This window comes from Pyxidicoccus sp. M15 (assembly GCF_056858435.1).
Genome location: NZ_CM166495.1, coordinates 12,699,733 through 12,721,996, shown reverse-complemented (window position 1 = coordinate 12,721,996; position 22,264 = coordinate 12,699,733). Strand labels below are relative to the sequence as shown.

At 70.5% G+C, this 22,264-nt stretch carries 16 protein-coding genes; 11 read left to right on the top strand and 5 right to left on the bottom strand.

The window, feature by feature from the left end; all coding sequences use genetic code 11:
• Entirely contained in the window at positions 1-5,508 is a 5,508-nt protein-coding gene (locus tag ACX9TP_RS47490; RefSeq protein ID WP_482977360.1) for a hypothetical protein, read from the bottom strand.
• A 39-nt stretch (positions 5,509-5,547) separates the two neighbouring features.
• Complete coding sequence (locus ACX9TP_RS47485) at positions 5,548-6,804, bottom strand: hypothetical protein (RefSeq protein WP_482977359.1); 1,257 nt, start codon at positions 6,802-6,804, stop codon at positions 5,548-5,550.
• 380 nt (positions 6,805-7,184) lie between these two features.
• Between ACX9TP_RS47485 and ACX9TP_RS47480 the strand changes: the two genes are divergently transcribed.
• From ACX9TP_RS47480 to ACX9TP_RS47470, 3 genes are all read left to right on the top strand, one after another.
• A complete protein-coding gene (locus ACX9TP_RS47480) occupies positions 7,185-8,093 on the top strand; it encodes a LysM peptidoglycan-binding domain-containing protein (RefSeq protein WP_482977358.1) in 909 nt (302 codons plus the stop codon).
• 133 nt (positions 8,094-8,226) lie between these two features.
• Positions 8,227-8,907, top strand: a complete 681-nt coding sequence (locus ACX9TP_RS47475; protein WP_482977357.1) for a class I SAM-dependent methyltransferase — start codon at positions 8,227-8,229, stop codon at positions 8,905-8,907.
• 151 nt (positions 8,908-9,058) lie between these two features.
• Positions 9,059-9,484, top strand: coding sequence for a hypothetical protein (locus tag ACX9TP_RS47470; RefSeq protein WP_482977356.1), 426 nt, complete (start codon positions 9,059-9,061; stop codon positions 9,482-9,484).
• Here ACX9TP_RS47470 and ACX9TP_RS47465 read toward each other — a convergent pair.
• Entirely contained in the window at positions 9,474-10,145 is a 672-nt protein-coding gene (locus tag ACX9TP_RS47465) for an SDR family oxidoreductase (protein WP_482977355.1), read from the bottom strand. The genes ACX9TP_RS47470 and ACX9TP_RS47465 overlap by 11 nt on opposite strands.
• Before the next feature lie 30 nt (positions 10,146-10,175).
• Positions 10,176-11,384: a phospholipase D-like domain-containing protein gene (locus tag ACX9TP_RS47460; RefSeq protein ID WP_482977354.1), complete on the bottom strand. Its 1,209-nt coding sequence runs from the start codon at positions 11,382-11,384 to the stop codon at positions 10,176-10,178.
• A 166-nt stretch (positions 11,385-11,550) separates the two neighbouring features.
• Between ACX9TP_RS47460 and ACX9TP_RS47455 the strand changes: the two genes are divergently transcribed.
• The 3 genes from ACX9TP_RS47455 (at position 11,551) to ACX9TP_RS47445 (ending at position 16,589) form a co-directional block, all read left to right on the top strand.
• A complete protein-coding gene (locus tag ACX9TP_RS47455) occupies positions 11,551-12,072 on the top strand; it encodes a DUF2378 family protein (RefSeq protein ID WP_482977353.1) in 522 nt (173 codons plus the stop codon).
• An 87-nt stretch (positions 12,073-12,159) separates the two neighbouring features.
• Positions 12,160-15,702 carry a protein kinase domain-containing protein gene (locus ACX9TP_RS47450; RefSeq protein ID WP_482977352.1) on the top strand — a complete coding sequence of 1,181 codons (3,543 nt, stop codon included), beginning with the start codon at positions 12,160-12,162 and terminating at the stop codon, positions 15,700-15,702.
• The gene (locus ACX9TP_RS47445; protein WP_482977351.1) at positions 15,699-16,589 is read left to right on the top strand and encodes a methyltransferase domain-containing protein; all 891 of its coding nucleotides are present in this window, start codon (positions 15,699-15,701) and stop codon (positions 16,587-16,589) included. The genes ACX9TP_RS47450 and ACX9TP_RS47445 overlap by 4 nt, the downstream gene beginning before the upstream one ends.
• On the opposite strand, the gene ACX9TP_RS47440 is transcribed toward ACX9TP_RS47445, so the two are convergent.
• On the bottom strand, positions 16,526-16,951 hold the full coding sequence (locus ACX9TP_RS47440; RefSeq protein ID WP_163991050.1) for a DUF4267 domain-containing protein: 426 nt from the start codon (positions 16,949-16,951) through the stop codon (positions 16,526-16,528). The two genes, ACX9TP_RS47445 and ACX9TP_RS47440, sit on opposite strands and share 64 nt — an antisense overlap.
• 145 nt (positions 16,952-17,096) lie before the next feature.
• On the opposite strand from ACX9TP_RS47440, the gene ACX9TP_RS47435 reads away from it, so the two are divergent.
• The 5 genes from ACX9TP_RS47435 to ACX9TP_RS47415 all read left to right on the top strand — a co-directional run bounded on the left by ACX9TP_RS47435 (position 17,097) and on the right by ACX9TP_RS47415 (position 22,255).
• Entirely contained in the window at positions 17,097-18,026 is a 930-nt protein-coding gene (locus ACX9TP_RS47435; RefSeq protein ID WP_482977350.1) for an AraC family transcriptional regulator, read from the top strand.
• Positions 18,027-18,282: 256 nt separating this feature from the next.
• Positions 18,283-18,633: a hypothetical protein gene (locus tag ACX9TP_RS47430; protein WP_482977349.1), complete on the top strand. Its 351-nt coding sequence runs from the start codon at positions 18,283-18,285 to the stop codon at positions 18,631-18,633.
• A gap of 246 nt (positions 18,634-18,879) precedes the next feature.
• Positions 18,880-20,262, top strand: coding sequence for an SAF domain-containing protein (locus ACX9TP_RS47425; RefSeq protein ID WP_482977348.1), 1,383 nt, complete (start codon positions 18,880-18,882; stop codon positions 20,260-20,262).
• Between the two features lie 204 nt (positions 20,263-20,466).
• The gene (locus tag ACX9TP_RS47420) at positions 20,467-21,204 is read left to right on the top strand and encodes a 2OG-Fe(II) oxygenase (protein WP_482977347.1); all 738 of its coding nucleotides are present in this window, start codon (positions 20,467-20,469) and stop codon (positions 21,202-21,204) included.
• A gap of 139 nt (positions 21,205-21,343) precedes the next feature.
• On the top strand, positions 21,344-22,255 hold the full coding sequence (locus ACX9TP_RS47415; protein WP_482977346.1) for a glutaminase: 912 nt from the start codon (positions 21,344-21,346) through the stop codon (positions 22,253-22,255).
• Positions 22,256-22,264: the final 9 nt, after the last annotated feature.

The following is a 22,264-nucleotide window of genomic DNA, read 5'->3' as shown; positions in this document are numbered from 1 at the left end:
CTATTCCTCGTCCCGCGTGCGCGTGAAGGGCTGGCTCTTCTTCTCCGGAATCACCGTCTGCCGCACCGGGCTGCCACCCGCGCGCCGGAGGATGAACGTGTAGGGCACGTCCGGCTCCAGCGCCTTCAGGTCCACGGTGGCGACGAAGTCCCCTTCGACGTCACATCCGCCGCGCTTCCCATCCGGCTTCGGGGTGGCGTACCGGATGTGCTCCGACAGCTTCGGCTTGAGCCCCTCCAGGTGCGGGTCCGCCTTGTCGGGTGTGACGGCGAGCTCGAACTCGCGGGCGACATTCCAGGCGCTCTTGTCCTTCGAGCCCGGCACCGGCACCTCGATGCCCTCGCCATGGCAGCGCACCTCCAGCCGCTCACCCTGCCGCTCCACCGTCAAGTCGCCCACCCAGCGCGGCTTGAAGTCATACGCGCCCGTCGCCTCCAGGTGCCGGGGCTCGCACTCCACGTTGTCCGAGACCAGCTCCAGCTTGAACTCCGTCGCGCCGTCGACGGGCGTCGACGGGTACGGGACGCGCGCCGAGACGCGCCACTCCGCCACGCTGTTGTCCCCTTGCAGGTCGAGCTTCTCCGGCCGCACCTTCGTGAAGCCCTTGAGCGGCTCCCACTTCGTGGCCTTGGGCAGCTTGCGCGAGAACGTCGCGGTGTAGCGGTTCAGGTCCTCCGGCGCCCCGTGGACGCTGGCGAAGACCTCCAGCTCGCACTGGCCCGGACGGGGCGCGGGTTTGAAGGCCAGCTGCCGCGCGGGCTCGGTGGCGGTGGCCGCCACCACGTCGCGCAGGGCCACCTTCCGGTACCGGCCCGGGCCTTCGTGCGTGGCATGGATGGGTTTGGCCGTCTTCGCCTTCAGCGCTTCGAACTCCGCCAGGGTGAGCGAGCCATCGCTCTCACCGGTGTTCTCCCCGGGGCTGCGGTGCAGGAAGGCCTGGCCATTCAGGGCCACGAGCTCGAACCAGTAGAAGAGCTCCATGCCGGGCGGCAGCTCGCTCTGGTTGAGGGTGTCGAAGATGTGCCCGGGGTGGAAGGTGGCCACGGCCTGGCTCTTCGCCGCGGGGTCCACGGTGAGTCGCAGCCGGGACTTCTTCGCCGGGTCGGCCTCCGTCACCTCGAAGCCGCCGGACACGGCCGCCGCGCGCACCCGGTCCACCGCGCCCTTCCCGCTGGCGTCGATGACGCAGCTCATGCCCGAGGCCTCGATTCGCTCGATGACGAGGGGCTGCTTTCCGAGCGCCGTCTCCGCGTGCCACAGCGCCGCGGCGAGCTGGACGTGCAGTGTCACGGAGGAGCCCTGGCGGTACGCGGCCTGGTACTCGCTGAACTTCCTGGAGCCGAGCGCGGTGTCCCTCGCCGCGGGGCTGCTGTTGACGATGAACTGGCGCTCGGCGTCGAAGACCCACGCCCTGGAGACCTTCGGCTCGTCGCAGACGGCCACGTCGAACTCCAGCTCAGCGATGCTCGCCTGGGGCTGCCGCACCTGCTTCGCGCCCGCGGCCTCCAGACGCCGGAGGTCCACGTTGCTTCCCAGCAGTTGGAGCGTGCAGGTCAACCCGTCCGCGCTCAGGGCCGTCAGCTTGAAGGAGACCTTCTTCGCCGCGAGCCTGCCGAGCCCCTTCACCAGCGCCCAGCCCACCCGGATGTCCATGGCCCGGAGGCAGTCCAGGAAGCGGACGTGGTCTCCGATGACGTAGAGCTTCTCCGTGCCCGCGAGCTTCTGCTCGCCCGCCAGCGTCAGGCCGGTGATGACATCCTTCGTGCTGTTCAACACGAAGAGCTTCGGATTGAGCTCGGGCGCCTCCGCCTGGGTGCGCGAGCGCACCGTGACGGGCACTACCCGCTCCGGATAGGGAGTGCCGGGGCCCGTCTCTCGCGTGTCGGTCCGCAGCAGGATGAAGCCCGGCAGCTCCCGGGGCGCCGTCCCAGAGAACTGGAGCCGCCAGCGCCAGCTCCCATCCGCTTGCCGCTGGGGACGCTCGGTGAGGACGGGCTCGCCCTCCACCTGCTCGCCGGCGAGCTTCGGGCGGGGGACGGTCAGCTTCGGGGTGAGGAAGGGCGGCTGGAGCTTGGGCGTCAGCGTCTTCGGAGGGCTGGACGTGTCGGCGAGCTCCAGGGACCAGTCGCCCCAGAAGGCCGTCTGGACCTGCTGCACGATGTTGCCACCCGGGCCGTACTCCCGGGCACCGGACAGCACGAGCTTCCGCCCGTCCTGGGTGGCGAGCAGCGTGACGCGGTTCTCCGGGTCGTAGCCGAAGTCCTCGTCGATGACGACCGCGGTGGCGGTGTCGCCCACGTTGCGCTCACCGCCCTTCGCCACCCAGCCGGCGCACAGCGGGCTCGGGTCCTCCTTCCGGAACGAGGGCACGGTCCACTCGTCCCGGACGCGCGCCTGCTTCTGCTTGTCGAGCACGTTGAGCAGCCACACGCCCGTCACCGGGTGCAGGTTCTCCAGCAGGCTGGCGGGCGCGAGCCACCCTCCGGCGTCGAAGAGCTTCTTGCCCGGCGGCCTGGCGGGTGTCCCCTCGCCCAGGGACGGCACGCGCGCGATGTGCGCCTCCTTCGCCGGGTCGCACCATGCAATCTCGGCCACCGTCTTCTTCGCCGCCTCGTCGGTCTCCACCCCGAGCGCCGCGTTCACCTTGCCCAGCACCGACTGGACGTTCTCGGAGGTCCACTCGTTCTTCTGGACGAGCCGCACATTGCGCCAGCGCCGGGTGATGCCCTGCGCGAGCAGTCGCCCATCCGCGCCCGGCAGCGAGACGGCCTGCTCGATGAAGAAGCCCTCCTTCGCCTTCAGCGTCATCCGCTCCGCCATGGCGGGCACCTTCAGCGACAGCGGCACGACGCCGTCCTTCGCGGCGGCGAGCTTGTTCCCATCCACCTTGAGCACCGCGGGCTTGCAGACCTTCCGGCCCTTTTCCTCGCCGCCGCAGCCGCCCCGGGGGCACTCCAGGCGCAGCCACTCACCGGCGACCTCCTGCTCGAAGCACAGCTCCAGCTCGTAGCAGCCTCCGGTGACCATGGTGTTCTGCTCGGGCTTCGGCAGGAAGCGCGTCTCCACCTCCAGCTTCAGCGGATAGGCGAAGCGGCAGCAGGGGGAGCTCCAGTCGGGCTTCTCGGCCTCGGGCGCGAACGAGGTGTTCTTGTCGAGGAGCGAGGCGACCCGCGCTCCGTACTCCATGCTGCTGCGCTTGATTTTCTCGGCCGCATCGAAGACCTCCGCGGTGGCCTTGCCGAAGGCCTCCCGGTCCTCCGGCGGGAGCGCCGTCTTGAGGTGGTCCTGGATTTCGGACACCTTCAGGAAGTTGTCCGGCTGCTCCTCCTTCACCTCGTGGAGCTCGGCGGGGCTGGCGCCGCCCAGCTCGAGCTTCTTCATCAACTCCTCGAGCAGCTTGATGCCGTTCTCCTTCTCCTCCTGGGGGCAGAACAGCTGGAAGTGGAGGAAGCCCGAGCGCAGGGTGAACTGCTTGCGCCTGCCGGGCACGTCCGGGTCCGCGGGCACCTGGAACGTCGGCGCGGCTGTCGCCCGCTGGCCGGGGAGGGGGCCCGCGAAGCCGAGCACCTCGCCGGTGGCCACCGGGAAGAAGGGCTCCTCGAAGGTGACCACCTTGCCGTCGGCCAGCGCCTCCATCGCCGCCTGGAGGTTTCCGGGGGGCGGCTTGTAGAGCCACTCCACCCGGCCTTCCTTCGTGCGCACGGTGATGGGCTTCAGGGTGCCATCGTCCGCGAGCACCCGGGCCTCGCGGGCGCCGGCCGTGGCGCCCGCCTCCGCGAGCTTCTCGCTCCCCTCGGTGACGGGCGCGCCGGCCCAGGCGAGGGTGCCGGGCGCAACCTTCGGGTCCTCCGCGATGCGCACCCACGCGCCGAAGCGCTGCCGGTACAGCTTCTGGAACCAGGGCACGTCCCGGAAGTACCGGTCCAGCGCCGGGCCCCGCGCCTGCTCCGCGTCGTTCTTCGCCAGGTACACCGGCGAGCGCAGGTGCATGTAGAGCGTGTAGAACGTGCCCCGCTTGCCGACGACGGTGTTGCCGTCTTCCTGCTTCAGCGCCTCCAGCTCGTGGCGGAGGAGGACGAAGCCCGGCCAGTTGCCGAGCGCCTCGACGACGCCCGGCCCGAGGCTGGAGGTGTGCTGGCCGGGGAGCCGCGCCGCCACGACATGGCCCGGGGCCACGGCGCTGACGGGCGCGAGGTCCAGGTGGGCGGGAGGGAAGAGGTGGACGCCGCCGTGCAGGTTCCGCTGCAGGCCGAGCACGTAGTAGCCACCGATGCCCGTGTCGAGCGACTCGTTGTTGTAATAGCACTGCCACGGGTGGCTGGAGGCCGTGGAGCCGCGCAGCGGGAAGCTGTACTTCGGCCGGCTGAAGCTGCTGTCGAGCACCTCGGGGGGCACCTCGGTGCGCTTCTCCCGGTAGAGGTAGCGCCCGCGTTGCCTGTCCGTGTGGTCCAGGAACCGGTCGTAGGGCGTCTCCAGCGCCTGGGGGTTCTTCTCGAAGAAGGCCGTGGCGCGCACCAGGTTGAAGGACGCGAAGCCCTTCATCTTGAAGCCGTCGCTCAGGATGCCGGAGCGCATCCGGAAGAGCGCGTGGTGGGGCTCGAGCCGGTGGCCCAGGTCCACGCGCCCGTCGCTGTTGGGCGAGCGGAGCATCGTCTTCGCGAAGCCGGACTTGGTGGACGGGTCGGCCGTCACGAGCCACAGCTGCCGCGTGCCCCCGAGGTCCAGGATGCAGTAGCCGCAGATGACGATGATGTGGCGCGGGTTGACGTTGTCCTTCTTGTTCCTGAAGCCGATGCCCGTGTAGATGACGACGGGGTTGTTGGCGCGAAGGCAGTCGATGAGGTGGGCGAACCGCTCCCGGGCGCGCTCCTCGCTGTTCTTGATGGCGTCCGCGTCCTGCCGCATGGAGTCCGGCAGCAGGTGGCCGAGCTCCTCGCCGTCCCCCGGGCAGCGATAGCGCAGGATGCGGCCCACGCCCGTCGGGCGAGGCTCCTGCGCCGGGAAGATCTGACTCAAGGGGAGGGGAATCTCTCCCTGCTCCTGGGCCGCGGGCGCGGCGCCGGACTGGATTTCATACGAGTTCGGCCGGGGGATGACCGTCCAGCCCCGCTTGCGCTGGGTGTCGTCGGCGGGGGGGCCGAAGAAGGCCCGCTCACCTGCCGGATATCGGAGGTCGAGCAGGCACTCCGGGTCCCCGGCGCGCGAGTGGGTGATGTAGTGCGGGCGCGGATCTCCACCCTTGATGAGCTGGAAGTAGTTGTAGAGCATCGAGGCGGAGGTCCGCCCGCACCAGTCCGGTGCCTGCTCGGGCTCCAGCAGTTGCTGTCCCAGCAGCGGCACCTTGATGACGTGCCACTCCCGGGCCTGTCGCTTGATTTCCTCGGGGAACTCGTAGAGGTCGACGGGGAAGACGCGCAGGAGCGTGTTTCCCTCCCGCTCGATGATGTTCTCGGAGACGCCCAGCCCGCTGCCGTCTTCCTTCAAATAGAACTGACGCTGAAGCCCCATGAGTCCCTGCTCCCCCTCTGCGGTACCGCACCGGCGGCGCTACTCCGGATGACAGTCGGAGTCGTCGACCGGGATGTTCCTGGCATTCACGACGGCGTAGTGGTGGGTTTCACCAATGGGCCCCACCTCCCAGCGAGACACATTGGCCACGGCCATGGGCCAGGTGATGGCCAGGGTCTCCTGTTGCCCTCTCCGATATCTGAGCTGCAGTTGAAACCCGGTCTCTGTCTTCGAAACACTGACGACGCGGATGACCTTGCTGGTGGCCTCTCCGCCGCCCTCGAACCGGCGCCACCAGATGAACGCCCGGCGGTGGAGGTCCATGCGGAGGTCGACGCCAAAGAGCGCGCAGCTCGCGTCGATGATGAACGTGCCGTCGTGTGTCTTTGAAAGCGTGTACCAGCGCGGGGGCAGCGACAGATAGAGCCGGAGGGAGTCCGCGCTCAGCACCGGCATGTCCGGGGACTCCTGCCAGTCCGGCGAGTACTTCTGCTCGTCCGGCACCGGGGGCCGCGCGCCCTGGCGCAGGGCCCGCTGAAGCACTTCCGGTGCCGGCGAGATGCTCCGCGACTCGATGATGACGCGGAAGTCCTCGTCGCGGTCGTCGAGCGCCGGTGTGTACAGCCCCTTCGTGGACGCGTAGGCGCCCGTGTAGACGGCGAGCGCGCCGCCCCGGGACATGGCGCTGACGAAGGCCGTGCCGCGAAACACGATGCGGTGCCAGTCGAAGTCAATCTTCTCCAGCTCCCGGATGACACCGGCCTCGCCCGCCTCCCGCTTCGCGGGGGGGCCTTCCTGGGTGATCTGCCGGAACACCAGGGACGTCTCGTGGAGGCCGCCCCTGCGCTGGTCCTTCAGGAGCTGCTCGAAGTTGACGTCGAAGAAGCGGTCCGCGACGAGCGTCAGGGCCTGCGCGTTCTCCGGGTCCAGCGTGGCCGCGCGCATGGCGGCGTCCAGCCGCACCTTCGCGGCCCGGGTGGTGTCCTGCGCCTGCGCCAGGAGCGCCTCGACGCTGGGCTTCTCCGCGCCGACGAGGGACTTGAGCGTGAAGCCCTCCACGTCACCGCACTTGAGGCGCACCCACTGCTTCGGGGCGCTCTTCCCCTGCTGGCACTCGGTGCCGATGGCGACCTTCGCCACCACCTTCGCGCTGGTGGCGGGCTTGTCGCGCAGGTTCACCTCGGAGCCCTGGATGTAGACCGGCTTGCCGGCCTGGGCCCACGTCGTCGTGGGGGCCAGCGCCAGCAGGCAGGCGGCCCAGAAGGAGAGGGAGCGGCGGCAAGTCGTCTGCTTCATCGTCCGTTCCTCGGCGCGTGCGCGCATGGGCACACACCCAAGAGGCTGTGCGGCGGTGGCCGCTGAGACGAAGCCTGGGAGGGCTTCATCCTGGGGTCAAGGACGGCCCGGCTCGCTCGGCTATTCATGCGGGGCAGGGTGGACCCGGGGCGGGTGTTGCGGCTCGCGGATGACCCGCCACTCGCGTTGGTCGAACATACCGATGATACGGAGGGGCACTGCTCCATTGGTCGAAAGGGCCCTGAGGTCCGGGCAACGACCAGGAAATTCCGCTGACTCCGTCTTCAAGAGTGGAGCGTCTCCAGCGCGCCCACACCATGCCCCTTCGCCATCGTTTGCGAGACGGCCTGCGCGAGTATGTCATTCTCGAATTGCAGGATTTGATTCCCGAAGACCACGAGCCCGTCGCCGTAGGGCGGGGCTGGACGCTCGAGCACCGCCTGCTCCAGCTCGTCCGGGATGACGCCAACCTCCGCGCGCTGCGGGAGCTGGTCTACACGCACGGGCACACGGCCGCGCGCTCCTCCACGTCGCTGGGCGCGGACGCCGTCGCGCGACACGCGGCCACGCTGTTCTCCTTCGGCCTGCTCCGGCTGGCGCGCGCGCCGCTGCCGCTTCGTACCGCCGCGCCCCCCTTCGCCCAGACGCCCGAGGTGGCGCCTCCCGTGGAGGACGCGGAGCCGCTGTGGCTGCGCCTCCAGGTCGTGGACGACGTCACGGACGTGCCCATCTCTGGAATCCAGCTGTGCATCCAGTTCTCGGACGCGTCGGAGCAGCGGACCACCACCGACTCGGAGGGCCGCATCGACCTGAAGGACGTCCCCGAAGGCTCCGCCAACGTGCTCTCCGTGCTCGACGGCGCCACGCTGGACAACACGCTGGCGCTGGTGCGCACGGGTGGCCCCTGGTCCCAGCAGAAGCCGGCGAAGGCGGGCAGCAAGGGCAAGACGTCCTCGTCCCCGCGAGTGCTCGCGCGCATCGCCGAGCACCAGGTCCGCGACGGCGAGACGCTGGAGAGCGTCGCGGAGATGTATGGGCTCACGGTGGACGCGCTCGCGAAGTTCAACTGGGGGACCACCGACCCGGCCGAAATCCAGCGCTACCTCCTCCTGGAGGTGGGCTGCACGCACAAGGACAGACAGGGCCGGTATGTATTCTCCAGCGAGGACGTCCCCGGCATCCTCCGCATCCCCCGTCCCGTGGCGGTGCCCCGCATGGCCGTGGAGCAGAGCCACATCCTGCGTGTGAAGAAGGTTCCTGAGCCCCGCCCCTACCTGTTCTCGCTGTAGGGCTCGCCGCATGTCGCACACCGTGCAGCCCGGTTGCGTCAGGAGCCGGGTTGCCCCGGGGCCCCATCGCTCGTCGCACAGCGGACAGGGTATAGGGTTGCGGTCGCCCACACATGTCCAGGAGCAGTGACCGATGGAGACTCCCTCGCTGGAGCTGTCGCTGTCGCCCGAGGTGCATGCGGGCCAGGCCGTGTACACGCGGTGGATGCTGCGCTTCCTCTACGACGTGGGCGTGCTGGGGTACTCCAACCGCTTCGTCTGGAAATGCCCCACCCCCATCCAGCTCGACTGGTACGACACCCACGTCTCCGCCAACCACCTCGACGTGGGTGTGGGCACCGGGTACTACACCGCGTACTGCCGCTATCCCTCCCCCACGCCGCGTCTGGCATTGATGGACCTCAATGCCAACAGCCTGGAGTACGCGGCCAGCCGCACCGCGCGTTACTCCCCCGAGCTCTACCGGCGCAACGTGCTCGACCCCATCGACTTCGACGCGCCCCGCTTCGACTCCATCGGCCTCAACAACCTGCTGCACTGCCTGCCCGGCTCCATGGACGAGAAGGCCGTCGCCTTCGACCACCTCCGCCCCCTGCTCAACCCGGGCGGCTGCGTCTTCGGCTCCACCATCCTCCAGGGGGACGTGCCCCGCAGCGCCCAGGCCCGCCTGCTGATGCGCGCCTACAACCGCAGGGGTCTCTTCTCCAACGAGCAGGACACGCGGGAGTCCCTGGAGCGCGCCCTCCGCCGGCGCTTCAAGGAGTCCCAAATCACCCTGCACGGCTGTGTGGCCCTCTTCCAGGCGCGAACCTGACCCGCTTGGAATCCGGCCTCCCGCCAGGGGACACTGCGTGCCATGCACGACGAGCTCCTGGCACCCATCCGCGAGGCCCGCGGCACCCACGGCACCGTGATGACGCCGCTTCCGAGCCGCCGCCGCTCGAACCTCTCGCGGTGAGCGCCGGATGTCCGTCCGCCAGTGGGCCACCCTCGCCGTCGTTCTCGTGCTGGGCTCGTGTCTGGGCTTCGGAGGCCTCCTGTGGGCCTTCGATGACGCCGACATCCTGGGCACCGACAAGGACGAGCGGGACTTCTCGGTGGCGGAGCAGCGCAAGCTCTTCGACACCTTCTTCCCGGTGCCGGTGCCCCCGAGCGCCGCCGACGTGCGCATCCGCTACGAGGGCTTCCAGGACTGGCACCTGGAGCTGTCCTTCACGCTGCCTCCGGGGGAGTTCGAGTCCTTCGTCGCCCAGCTCACCCCGCACCCGGACCAGCCCGGCGTCTACGCGGGGCGCATCCGGCTGGGGGACGGTGGCTTCCTCGCGGACAACAGCTCCATCACCGTGGACCTCGCGGCCCGGCGCGTGACGCTCAAGGCCTTCACGGTGTGACGGGGGGCTTCACGCCCGTGGCCTCCACCTCGGCCCACAGGCTGTCTCCCTCCAGCACCGTGCCCAGCGGGCCCCGCTTCTCCGAGACGCGCAGGAGGACGGCGGCGAGCTGCTCCAGGTGGATGGGCCGCAGCTTCCCCAGCAGCGGCAGCCGGGAGAGGGCGCGGAGGACGGGAATCGGCTCGTGGTACTCGCCCTCGAAGGCCGGGGGCCGCGCAATCGTCCAGGGGATGCCGCTGTCTCGCACCAGCCGCTCGGCCTCCGCCTTGGCCTTGAGGTACGCGCCCACCGGCCGGCCCGCGCCCATGCTGCTGAGCAGCACGAAGTGGTCCACGCCCGCGCGCTTCGCCGCCTCCACGAGCTGCCGCGTGGTGCCGATGTCGCTCGTCTCGTAGGTGTCGCCCGCGCCGAAGCGCTTGCGCATGGTGCCGATGAGCTGCAGCACCGTGGTGTAGCCGCTCATCATTTCAATGAGCGTCTCGCCGTCGGACAGCTCCACCACCGCCTTGCGCGGCCACTCCTTCGCCAGGTCGCTGCCCGCGCTCTTCGGCCGCACGTGCGCAATCACGGGCACGCCGCGCGCGAGCGCCTGGCGCATCAGGGTGCGGCCGGTGGCGCCGGTGGCTCCGGCGACGAACAGGTGACGGGACGGCGTTTCCATGGGCGCTCCGGGGTTGGGGGCGCTTGGAGCCTAGCGCGCGGCCCGCTCGGCGCGGATTTCCTTCGCGCGCTCCAGGTCCTCCAGGAAGAACGCCTCCATGGACCGGGCGGCCGCGTCGTCCTGCAGCACCAGCGAGCCCTCCTCCAGCAGGTTGAAGGAGAGCGGGTCGTAGTTGATGGAGCCCACCAGCACCAGCCGGTCATCCACCAGCATCGTCTTCGCGTGCATCATCGACGGCTGGTACTCCCAGATGCGCACGCCGGCCTCCAGCAGCGTGTCGTACGCCGCGCGCTGGGCCACGGTGATGACCTTCTGGTCGTTGTAGTCCCCCGGCGCCAGCACCCGCACGTCCACGCCCGCGCGGGCCCGCTCCACCAGTTGCTTCGTCAGCGCGCCGTTGGGCGTGAAGTACGCCTGCGCAATCCACAGCCGCTTCTGCGCCGCGCGCACCATGAGCTGGGTGAGCCGCTCGGCGCGGGTCACCTCGGGGTTTGCCGTGCTGCCCACGAAGGCGGCCCAGCCCTCGCCCGCGCCGTCCAGGCCGGGCACCGCGTCCGCCAGGGCGGGGAAGTCGCTCGCGGGCAGCAATTCGCCGCTGGCCTCCTGCCAGTTCTCCGCGAAGGCCTGCTGCATCTGCGACACCACCGGGCCCCGCACCCACGCGTTGGTGTCGCGGTACTCCTTCTCCTTCAGGCCGTCGCCCAGCCATTCGTCCTGGATGGCCAGGCCCCCGGTGATGGCCGTCTGGCCGTCGACGATGAGCAGCTTGCGGTGGTTGCGCGCCAGGTTTTCATCCGCCGGCAGCGGGCGGAACAGGTGCGCGCGGCAGCCGGCCGCCTCCAGCTGGGGCTTCACCTTCGCCTCGAAGTCGGGGCTGCCCAGGGGGTCCACCAGCACGCGGCAGGTGACGCCGTCCTTCGCCCGCGCGGTGAGGGCCTCCAGCACCTGGTCCGACGCGCGCCCCGGCCGCCAGATGAACATGACGATGTTGACGGAGACGCGGGCCTTCTTCACCTCCTCGGCCATGGCGTCGAAGACGGTGCCGTTGTTCGCCCAGCGGATGTGATTGGCCGGCACCATCCGCACGCCGACCGTTTGATACAGCGCCACCGCGAGGTCCGGGCCCTGCGAGCCCACCGGCCCCTTGAGCTGGAACGGCCGTGACTTCTCCTTGGAGCAGCCCGCGGCGCACCCCGTCAACGCCGCCACCGCCATCGCCACCGCCACCCATCGACGCATACGCCGGACGCCCCCCTGGACTCTCGGAGGTAGGGACCCTGGCCGCGTGAGTCATCCTGTAGGACAGGGACTCTGTCGACCGCTGAACCGCTCGCGGCTACCTGTCGGATTGAGACAGCAGGCAGGCGGGCTACCATGTGCGCCCTTGCAAACCCAAGAACCCCTCGTGTTCCAGCAGAGCTTCGAAGGCCTCATCCGCGCGCTGGGCGACCAGCTCGACGAGCGCTGTGCCGGGCGCCTGCGGCAGGTGGGCATCAACGCGAAGGGCTCGCTCGCGCCGGCCTACCCGCTGGACGTGTGGGTGGGGGCCTTACGCGTCGCGGCGGACACGCTCGCGCCCGAAGTCTCGCTGGACGAGGGCGCGGCCGTGGTGGGCCGCCGCTTCGTGCAGGGGTTCAGCTCCACTCTTATCGGCAACGCGCTGCTGGCCACCGTGCGCCTCCTGGGGCCGGAGCGGATGCTGGCGCGGATGACGCGCAACCTCCGTACGGGTACCAACTATCTGGAGGCCCATATGGAGCAGCTCGGGCCCACCCGGTATGCGCTCACCTGCCGGCCCGTGGTGGTGGCCGGCTTCTACGTGGGCCTCTTCCTCGCGGGCCTGGAGGCCAGCGGAGCCAGGCAGCCCACCGTCCGGATTGTCCGGCACGACGGTGAGGAAGCCGTGTACGACATTGCCTGGAACTGAGCAGGGAGACACTCGCGGCGCACGGGGCTCGATACAACCCACGCGGTTTCCCGGGTTGTCTGTATCATGCGGGGTGGGCGGCCCCCCATGCGTCAACTCCCTCTCGATACCCAGCTCCGGCCGGAGGATCCGGCTCGTCGTCCCATGGATGGCGAGGTGGTGGGCGGCCGCTACCGCATCATCGACTTCCTGGGTCGGGGCGGCGCGGGCACCGTGTGGCGGGCGCAGGACCTGCTCTCCGGCCCCGTCGCGGTGAAGCTGCTGCACCGGACGCTGGAGGACCTGGCGCGGCTGCCGCAGAGCCCGGGCACGCCGTCCTCCGCCGCGCGCCATGAGCTGGCGCTGTCGCTGGCGCACGAGTTCCAGACGCTCGCGTCGGTGCGCCACCCGCATGTCATCAGCGTGCTCGACTACGGCTTCGACGCCGAGCGCCGGCCGTACCTGGCCATGGACCTGCTGGAGGACGCGAAGCACCTGGTGGAGGCCGGGGCGGGCCAGCCGCTCGCCGTGCAGGTGGACCTGCTGCTCCAGACGCTGGACGCGCTCGCGTACCTGCACCGGCGCGGCATCATCCACCGGGACTTGAAGCCCGCCAACGTGCTGGTGGCCCACGGGCAGGTGAAGGTGGTGGACTTCGGGCTCGCGGTGGGGCGCGAGCACGTGCACCGCGCGCAGCCCGCGGGGACGCCGGGCTACCTCGCGCCGGAGCTGTTCGAGGACCAGCCGCCCTCGGAGGTGACGGACCTCTTCAGCGTGGGCGCCATGGCGTGCCAGATGATGTTCAACCGGCTCCCGCACGCCGGCCGGGTGGACGCGCCGCCGGGCTTTCCTCCCGCGCTCAAGGCGCTGCTGGCGCGACTGGTGGCGCCGGAGCCGAAGAAGCGTCCGCGCGGCGCGGACGAGGTGATTGCCGCGCTGCGCGCCGCCACCGGCCAGTCCGAGCCGCGCGAGTCCGCCGCCACGCGTGAGAGCTTCCTCCAGGCCGCGCGCTACGTGGGCCGGGCCCGGGAGCAGGTGCGGCTGTCCGGCGTGCTGGAGGAGGCGCGCCGGGGACGTGGCGCCGCGTGGCTCGTGGGCGGTGAGAGCGGCGTGGGCAAGTCGCGGCTCCTGGAGGAATTGCGGGCGCTCGCGCTGGTGCGGGGCATGGCGGTGCTGCGCGGGCAGGCGGTGGCCGCCGGCAGCAGTCCGTACCAGGAGTGGCGCCCGGTGCTGCGCTGGCTGTCCATCCTCACCACGCTGGACGCGCGCGAGGCCAGCGTCCTCAAGCCGCTGGTGCCGGATTTGGAGTCGCTGCTCGGCCGCCCCGTGGAAGACCCCGCGGAGCTGGGCGCGGAGATGGCGCAGGCGCGGCTGATGCAGGTGGTGGAGGACGTCTTCGCCCGGCTGCCCCAGCCCACCGTCGTCATCCTCGAGGACTTGCAGTGGGCCCGCAGCGAGTCGCTGCTGCTATTGGCCCGGCTCGCCACGCGCGCGGGCGGGCAGCGGCTGCTCCTGCTGGGCAGCTTCCGCGACGACGAGGCGCCGGAGTTGCCGTCGCAGCTGCCGGACATGCAGGTGCTGCGGCTGCCCCGGCTGGACGCGCTGGAAATCGCGGTGCTCAGCCAGTCGATGATTGGCGCGCAGGGGGCGCGGCCGCACCTGGTGGACTGGCTGCGCCGCGAGACGGAGGGCAACCCCTTCTTCCTCGTGGAGGTGGTGCGCGCGCTGGCGGAGGAGGCGGGCGGGCTGGACAGGCTGGGGGACATGGCGCTGCCCGAGCGCGTCTTCGCGGGCGGCGTGCGCCGGCTGGTGCAGCGGCGGCTGGAGAAGGTGCCCGCGCCGCGGCGCGAGCTCTTGAAGCTGGCCGCCATCCAGGGCCGCCACGTGGACGTGGCGCTGCTCGAGCGCGCGGCGCCCGGCGAGGACGTGGAGCACTGGCTGAACGCGTGCGCGGGGGCGGCGGTGCTGGACGTGGCGGACGGCCGGTGGCGCTTCGCGCACGACAAGCTGCGCGAGGGCGTGCTGGAGGAGCTGTCCGCCGAGGAGCGGCCCGGGCTGCACCGGCGCGTGGCGGTGGCGCTGGAGGCGGCGCACGGCGACGGCTCGGAGTGGACGGCGGCGCTCTGCTACCACTGGGGCGCGGCGGGAGACCGGGTGCGCGAGGCGCAGTACGCGCGGCGCGCCGGCGAGGACGCGCTGCGGGTGGGCGCGTGCCGCGAGGCGGTGCCCTTCCTGCAGCGCGCGCTGGAGCGCGTGTCCGAGCAGGGCGGTGACGCCATCCGCCTGGGCCACCTGGAGGCGCTGCTGGCCGAGGCCCGCTTCCAGCTCGGGGAGCTGGCGGAGTTCCGCACCCTGGCGGAGCGGGCGCTGAAGCACTTCGGCTGGCCGGTGCCGTCCGGCCGCGTGGGCTGGGTGCTGGGCACGCTGGGGCAGGTGGCGCTGCGGCTGGCGCAGAGCGCGCGGCCGGACGTGTACGACGCGGAGACGGAGGAGAAGCGCCGGGTGCGCCTGGTGGCGGGCCGGTTGCTGATGCGGCTCACCGACGCGTACATCTACGCGCAGGAGGCGCTGCCGGTGCTCTGGTCCGGCCTGCGCATGCTGAACCTGTGCGAGCCCGCGGGCGCGTCGTCGGAGCTGGCGCGCGGCTACACCAACATGGCGGTGGTGGTGGGCACGGTGCCCATCCACCCGGTGGCGGAGGCGTGGGCGGGGCGCGCGCGGGACGTGGCCGAGCGCGTGGGCAGCCCCTCGGACCTGGCCTACGTGCTGGTCCGCAACGCCGTGTACGCCGCGTACGTGGCGCGGTGGGCGGACGTGGAGGAGTGGGTGCGGCGGGCCATCGGCATCGTCGACTCGACGGGAGACCTTCGGCTGGCGGAGGAGTGCCGCTCGTTCCTGAATGTGACGTACCAGTACCAGGGGAGGTTCTCCCAGAGCCTGCCGCTGCTGGCGTGGCTGGAGAGCTCGGCGCGGCGGCGCGACGCCGCGCAGTCGCAGCACTGGGCGCTGCACTACCAGGCGCACATCCACCTGCGGCTGGGCGACTACGTGAAGGCCCGCGCCATGCTGGAGCAGACGCTGGAGTGGACGGAGGCGCACGGCGGCATCACGGACCGCATCATCGTGGAGAGCACGCTGGCGCTGCTGCGGCTGCGCGAGGGCAACCCCGGCGGGGCGCGCGAGGCGGCACAGAAGGCGCTGGCGAAGCTGTCTGCGGGCAAGCCGGTGGCGCACTTCGTCTACTTCGGCGTCATGTCGGTGGCGGAGGTGCTGCTCGCGCTGTGGGCGCAGGACGGCGGCGTGGATGCCTCGCTGGAGGCCAGCGCGAGGGCGGCGTGCAGGGCGGTGGACGCGTTCGCGAAGGTGTTCCCCTTCGGCAAGCCGGCGTCCCTGCTGTGGCGGGGGAGCGAGGCCTGGGTGGCGGGGGACGCGCCGCGCGCGTACGAGTCGTGGCGCCGGTGCATCCAGGCGGCGGAGAAGAAGGGCACGGCCTTCGAGGCGGCGCGCGCGCGGCTGGAGCTGGCGCGCCACCTGCCGTCGGATGACCCCGCGCGGCGGATGCACGCGCAGCGCGCGGCGGAGCTGTTCACGGAGCTGGGCACGCGGGAGGAGCTGGCGTGGGCGCGGGCGGAGTCGCTGCGGCGGGGATGACGGGAGCCTTCGTCCGGGACGTGGAGCGGCTGGTCTGCCCGGCCTGTGGTGGGACGCTGGTGTTCCACGGGCAGGAGCGGGACGGGCGCCTCTTCCACGGTTGGCTGCGCTGCGGCGGCTGCGGCGAGGCCTGGGCGGTGGAGCGGGGCCTGGCCCGGCTGTACCGCGAGGACGCGGTGCGTGGCACGGACCGGCTGATGCGCGTCATCTATGACGGGCTGCCCGTGCTGCATGACCCGCTGACGGCGGTGCTGACGCCGCTGCTCCAGTCCGTCACCGAGTCGCGGATGCGCGAGCGGTACATGCGCCGGCTGGAATTGGAGACGTTGCGGCCGCGCGAGGACGGGCAGCCGATGCGGGTGCTGGAGGTGGGCGTGGGCTCGGGGGCGAACCTGCCGCTGATTCGCGGGGCGCTGCCCCACGGGCTGGCCGTGGAGGTGTGGGGCGTGGACCTGAGCGAGGGCATGCTGAAGCACTGCCAGCGGCGGCTCGTGCGCGGCGGGTACGAGTCCGTGCGGCTGATGATGGCGGATGCGCATGCGCTGCCGTTTCCGGATGGAATGTTCGACCGGGTGCTGCACGTGGGAGGGATTGGCGGGTACCGGGAGCCGGCGACGGCGCTGGCGGAGATGGCGCGCGTGGCGAGGCGCGGAACGCCGCTGGTGGTGGTGGACGAGCAGCTGGACCCGGCCTTCCGGCCGTCGCTGCTCCAGCGCGCGGCGTTCCGGGCGATTACGTTCTACTCGAAGGACCCGCACTGTCCCCGGGAGCTGCTGCCCCGGGGCGCCGTGTCTGTGATTGAGGAACAGGTGGCGCCGTTCTACTACTGCCTGTCGTTCCGGATGGCGGATGGGCGCAGCAGCGCCGCGGCGAGCACGACGCCGTAGACCACGGCGCTTCCGTGGACCGAGAGGGCCAGGGCCAGCGAGGCACCGGCCTTCAGGACGGTCAGCGCGTCCACCACGGGCATCACGATACTGGTGAGCACGAAGAGTCCCGCCGCGAGCCGCTGCCGGGTCACCACCAGGGCCACGATGGCCAGCCCGATGCCGAGGTCTCTGCCGGACTTCACGCTCATCCAGGGGAGGGCCTCGGAGCCGGAGAGGGGCAGCCCGAAGCCCCGTGCCGCGCTCACCGGGTCCACCCTGCTGTTGATGCTGAGGAAGAGCATGAAGGCCCCCAGCAGCAGGGTGAACACGGCGGTGGGGGAAGTGAGCTTCCAGGACAAGGTGTTCCGATGCGTTTCCATGGTGCCTCCGGGTGCGTCGTGGCGCGCTTTACGAGATGGAATGTGGCCGGGGCGGGCTCCGCGTGCCATTCGCGGACGGCTCAATGTTTTGCCCGAAGCGCTCATGGCCCGGGCAGGCCGGGCGGGCTGTTGGTAACTTGAGGAGATGGACGGCTCTCGTGCTTCCGACCTCCTCGGGCAGATTCTCGAACGCACCCGGCTGCGGGGGCAGCTCTACTGCCGCACCGTGGCGCGCGCGCCCTGGGGCCTGCGCTTCCCGCCGACAGCCGTGGCGACCATGCACCTCGTGGCTTCGGGGAGCGGCCATCTGGTGCAGGGACGTGAGGTGATTGCCCTGGGAACGGGGGATGTCGTGCTGCTGCCTCGCGGGGACGGGCATGCCATGGCGGACGCTCCGCGCACTCCGAAGGTGCCGCTGGAGCAGTGGCTGGCGGAGCGGGGGGACGGGCCCACGCACGTGCTGGGCGGCAGTGGCGTGGAGTCGCGGTTTCTCTGTGGCCACTTCGCGTTCGACGAGCCCGGTGCGCACCCGGTGCTGCGCCTGCTGCCCGAGCGGGTGCACCTGCGCGGCGACTCGGAGCCCGCACGCGCGATGTTGCCCACGGTGGCCCTGCTGGAGGGGGAGTACGAGCGTGGCGAGCGTGGGGCCTCGGTGGTCATCTCGCGGCTGCTCGATGTCCTGCTGGTGCAGGTGCTTCGCGCCTGGGCCGATGCGCAGCCACCGGGTGGAGCGGGGTGGCTGGGCGCGCTCGGAGACAGGACGCTCGCCAGCGCGCTGGGGTGGATGCACTCCGAGCCCGGACGGGACTGGGACGTGAGCGAGCTGGCGCGTCGCTCGGGCACGTCGAGGGCGACGCTCGCACGCCGCTTCGCGTCCGAAGTGGGAATGGCGCCGCACGCGTACCTCACGCGGCTGCGAATGCAGGAGGCCGCCGTCCTGCTACGCGAGGGCGAAGACGGGCTCGCGGCGATTGCGGCGCGCGTCGGCTACGACTCCGAGTTCGCGTTCAACCGGGCGTTCCGCCGGGTCATGGGCGTGCCTCCCGGGCTGTACCGGCGGCAGGCGCGCTCCTGAATCCACCCCGCTTGTATCTGACCGGTACGGCTTCGATAATGTGCACACGCCAAAGGGAGATAAAGGCTGTTCCCTCGCGTGCTTTCGCCGCAACTCCTCGTGAGGATGTGGATGCGTCAGCTCCCGTGGCGCGTGATGGTGGGCCAGCCAATGCGCCTGACCCGAGAGGAGCAGGCGTCGCCGTTCTACGGCTGCGTGTCGTTCTGGATGGCGGAGGCGATGCCGCCGGGAAACCGAGTCTTGGAGGAGCGAGCTTTTGGAGATTCCGGAGAACGTTCAGATAGACGCTATTCTGTCCGACAAGACGTGGGACGTGGCCCTGCGCTACGTGGACGGAAAATGGGGTTCACTCAAGTGGACGGTGACCTTCGACCAGGTCGTCCAGGAGGCCAGGCGTAGAGGTCTGGAATCATTTGTCACCTCGTATGGGCTGACAGAGGGCTTCTTTCTGTGTGCGACCGAGAATGGCTATGTGGTGTTCTTTCTGGAGCGAGGAGTTCGAGACGACTGCCGGGAGTTCGCCGAGCTGGAACCTGCGTTCGTTCATTGGCTTGCCCAGAATTTGAGGGCGAGCAGGCTGCGCCTGGCTGGCATGCCTGAACCCTGATGCTCACGCCACGCTCTGGGCGGCGGCAGCTCCCACTCCTGCTGCTGCGCCGCATCGGCTATGGCCCTTTGTGCCTGCCCACCGCGAGCACGTTCTCCTTCACAGCCGAGGCGCTGGTGTAGTCAACGAAGACGTCCAAGGGGACCGCCAGCGCTTCGTCGACCGAACCGCTGATGGGTGGCGCCGTTCTGCCAGAGCCTGTCGTTCCAGGTGGCGGGCGCGTCCGACACCTGCTGCAGTGGTGTCATGCGTTTCTCCTTCATGCTCCTCCTGCTCTGCCTTGCCGCCCACTCCGCACACGCGGGGGAGGAGACCTCCGTCGTGGTGGCGGCCAGGGCGCTCCCTGCTGGAGCGGTGGTGACGCCCGAGCTCATCTCCGAGCGGCCCCTGCCTTCCGCCCTCGTGACGAAGTCCATGGTGCTCAAGAAGGACGCGCCCTTCGTGGTCGACCAGCGTCTGCTCGAGCCCCTGTCGCAGGGCGAGCCGCTCCAGTGGTCGCAGATGGCCACCGTCTACAACAAGCCCTCGGACTACCGGCCCTACTGTGACTGGATGAAGGCCGCGGGGAAGCGGAAGCGCGCCTACCCAGGCGTCCCGAGCGCCACGAACGAGCTCCCCGTGATGACCGCCGCGCGCGCCCTGCCGGCGGGAACGGTGCTGACGCGGGACATGCTGGTGCCCCTGCGTATGCCCAGCTCGTTCGTCAGCGGCTATTGGGTGCTGCAGAGCGCGATGGGGGCGGTGGTGGGACAGCGGTTGCTGACCCAGCTCGAACAGGGCGACGTGCTCCGCTACCCCCAGCTCGCCACCTATGCGAGCGAGCCCCGATGTGACTGGCTCTTCGAAGTGGCGGGCAATGCCTACGAGGAGAAGGGGCCTTCGGAGGCAGGAGGCTTTGCATGTCCGGATGGAACGAGCCGCGTCCAGGGCGTGCCCGGAGGCGCGAAGTGGACGAACCTGCTCCCGGGCTGGGTGGCGTTCTGCCAGAAGCCGGACGGCGCGCGCCACGGTCCATTGAAGGCCTGGCACCGCATGCGGCGCGGGCTCGTCGAGGAGGGGCAGTACGAGGACGGCAAGCGCACTGGCGCATGGAAGCATTGGGATGCGGGGCAGTCCCTGCCCTATGTCGAGGCGGGCTACCTGAAGGGCAGGCCCCATGGACCCTGGGTGCTGCGGAGCGCGGGGAAGGTGGTGGCCGAGGGGAACTACCAGGAGGGACTCCGCGAGGGGCTGTGGCGGATTCCCGGTGGCATGGAGTCCGCGGAGCTCCAGGCCATGTTCACCGCCGGCCTGCCGGATGGAACCTGGCGCTGGGTGAAGGCGGATGGCTCCGTGGTGCGGCAGCTCGACTTCGAGAAGGGCCAGCTGAAGAAGCCCTTTCCGAAGGGCCCGGCCATTGCCCTCGCCGTCCGGGACCTTCCTCCTGGCACCGTGCTGCAGCCCGCACTGCTGAAGAAGCTCGTGCTCCCCGAGCAGTTCTGGCCTCCCGCGTTCGTCGGCGAGGATTCGGCCTCGTACGTCCTCAACCGGCCCGTGGCGTACGGCCTGCTCGCTGGCGCCCCGCTCATGTGGATGGACATTGATGCGCCTCATGAACTGCCAGCGCCAGGCCGGATGGGCGACAAGTAGGAGGGCAGGCCCGCGGCTTTCTCCCAGGTCCGAGGTGAGGTTCACCGCAACTACCGGGTCGCCTCCGGTAGGCGGATGCGGCATCTCCCGACATGGGACACGGCGACGAGGGAATGCGCCGAGCCCGAGAGGGAGCGTCGTCATGGATTCCGAAGCAACGAGGGATGGGGCGGCACGGTGGAAGGCTCGTGGCGAGGTGTCGCCATGACCGCTGCGCTTCGCCGAAGGAAGCTTCCCACCCTCACGGAGCGCGTGGCCGCGCTCGACTGGGAGCGCATCACCCAGGACCTCGACACCCATGGCTGCGCCACCGTGAGTGCGCTGCTCTCTTCGGCCGAGTGCGCGGCGCTCGCGGAGACCTACGCTTCGGACACCGCGTTCCGCAGCCGGGTCGTCATGGCGCGGTATGGCTTCGGGCGCGGTGAGTACAAGTACTTCGCCCACCCGCTCCCGGACACGGTGTCCACGCTTCGCACCGCGCTGTACCCGCCGCTCTCGCGCATCGCCAACCGGTGGAACGAGGCGATGGGCGTCGACGTGCGCTACCCGGACGCGCATGCGGACTTCCTCACTCGCTGCCATGAAGCCGGGCAGACGCGGCCCACGCCGCTGCTCCTCCAGTACGGCGAGGGTGACTACAACTGCCTCCACCAGGACCTCTACGGCGAGCACGTCTTCCCGCTCCAGGTCGCCTTCCTCCTCTCCGCGCCAGGGCAGGACTTCACCGGCGGCGAGTTCGTGCTCACCGAGCAACGCCCCCGCATGCAGTCCCGCGCGGAGGTGGTGCCCCTGTCGCAGGGGGACGGGGTCATCTTCGCGGTGCATCACCGGCCCGTGAAGGGCACGCGTGGGTACTACCGCGTCAACCTCCGCCACGGTGTGAGCCGGCTCCGCTCCGGACAGCGGCACACGCTCGGCGTCATCTTCCACGACGCGCACTGAGGAGACCGCACGTGCCGGCGTCACGCGTGTCCGGCTTCGTGCTTCGGCTGCGCAAGTCTCTTGTCGCTTCGGCGTCACTCACGTCGTGGTCTGACTGCCGTCGCGGCTATCATGCGCCCCCAAGGGGGACGGGCGCGCAATGGACTACCAGGCGATTCTCGACGAAGTGATGACGGCGGTCCGACCCGTGGTCGGCCAGGGACGCGTCGCCAACTACATCCCCGCGCTCGCGGCGGTGGACCCGGGCCGCTTCGGCATGGCGCTGGCCACCCTGGACGGCGACGTCTACGGCGTCGGTGACTGGCGCGTCCCCTTCTCCGTCCAGAGCATCTCCAAGGTCTTCACCCTCGCCCTCACGCTGGCCCGCGACGGTGACGCCGTCTGGCGGCGCGTGGGCAAGGAGCCCTCGGGCAATCCCTTCAACTCCCTCGTCCAGCTCGAATACGAGCAGGGCATCCCCCGCAACCCGTTCATCAACGCGGGCGCGCTCGTCATCACCGACAGGCTGCTCCGCCTCACCGGCGACGCCCGGGGCGTGCTGCGCGACTTCCTCCGCGCGGAGAGCGGCAACCCCACGCTCGACTTCGACCCCGTCGTCGCTGCCTCCGAGGCCGAGCACGGCCATCGCAACTCCGCCCTGGCCCACTTCATGGCCAGCTACGGCAACATCGAGAACCCCGTGCCCCAGGTGCTGGAGCACTACTTCTGGCAGTGCTCCCTCTCCGCGAGCTGCGCGGACCTCGCCCGCGCCTGTGGCTTCCTCGCGCGCCACGGTGAGCGTGCCAGCGGGCAGAGACTGCTCACCCGCAGCCAGGCCAAGCAGGTCAACGCCGTCATGCTCACCTGCGGCACCTACGATGCCGCGGGCGAGTTCGCCTACCGCGTCGGCCTGCCCGGCAAGAGCGGCGTGGGCGGCGGCATCATCGCCGTCATCCCCAACCGCTGCGGCCTCTGCGTGTGGAGCCCCGGGCTGGATGCCCGGGGCAACTCCGTGGCCGGTGTGGAGGCGCTGGACCGCTTCACCACCCTCACCGGCCTCTCGGTGTTCTGACGCCCGGAC

Bases quoted from the DNA above. Each gene is read 5' to 3' on its own strand.
- ACX9TP_RS47490 (WP_482977360.1), bottom strand. From the start codon at position 5,508: ATGGGGCTTCAGCGTCAGTTCTATTTGAAGGAAGACGGCAGCGGGCTG.
- ACX9TP_RS47485 (WP_482977359.1), bottom strand. From the start codon at position 6,804: ATGAAGCAGACGACTTGCCGCCGCTCCCTCTCCTTCTGGGCCGCCTGC.
- ACX9TP_RS47475 (WP_482977357.1), top strand. From the start codon at position 8,227: ATGGAGACTCCCTCGCTGGAGCTGTCGCTGTCGCCCGAGGTGCATGCG.
- ACX9TP_RS47470 (WP_482977356.1), top strand. From the start codon at position 9,059: ATGTCCGTCCGCCAGTGGGCCACCCTCGCCGTCGTTCTCGTGCTGGGC.
- ACX9TP_RS47465 (WP_482977355.1), bottom strand. From the start codon at position 10,145: ATGGAAACGCCGTCCCGTCACCTGTTCGTCGCCGGAGCCACCGGCGCC.
- ACX9TP_RS47460 (WP_482977354.1), bottom strand. From the start codon at position 11,384: ATGCGTCGATGGGTGGCGGTGGCGATGGCGGTGGCGGCGTTGACGGGG.
- ACX9TP_RS47450 (WP_482977352.1), top strand. From the start codon at position 12,160: ATGCGTCAACTCCCTCTCGATACCCAGCTCCGGCCGGAGGATCCGGCT.
- ACX9TP_RS47445 (WP_482977351.1), top strand. From the start codon at position 15,699: ATGACGGGAGCCTTCGTCCGGGACGTGGAGCGGCTGGTCTGCCCGGCC.
- ACX9TP_RS47440 (WP_163991050.1), bottom strand. From the start codon at position 16,951: ATGGAAACGCATCGGAACACCTTGTCCTGGAAGCTCACTTCCCCCACC.
- ACX9TP_RS47435 (WP_482977350.1), top strand. From the start codon at position 17,097: ATGGACGGCTCTCGTGCTTCCGACCTCCTCGGGCAGATTCTCGAACGC.
- ACX9TP_RS47425 (WP_482977348.1), top strand. From the start codon at position 18,880: ATGCGTTTCTCCTTCATGCTCCTCCTGCTCTGCCTTGCCGCCCACTCC.
- ACX9TP_RS47420 (WP_482977347.1), top strand. From the start codon at position 20,467: ATGACCGCTGCGCTTCGCCGAAGGAAGCTTCCCACCCTCACGGAGCGC.
- ACX9TP_RS47415 (WP_482977346.1), top strand. From the start codon at position 21,344: ATGGACTACCAGGCGATTCTCGACGAAGTGATGACGGCGGTCCGACCC.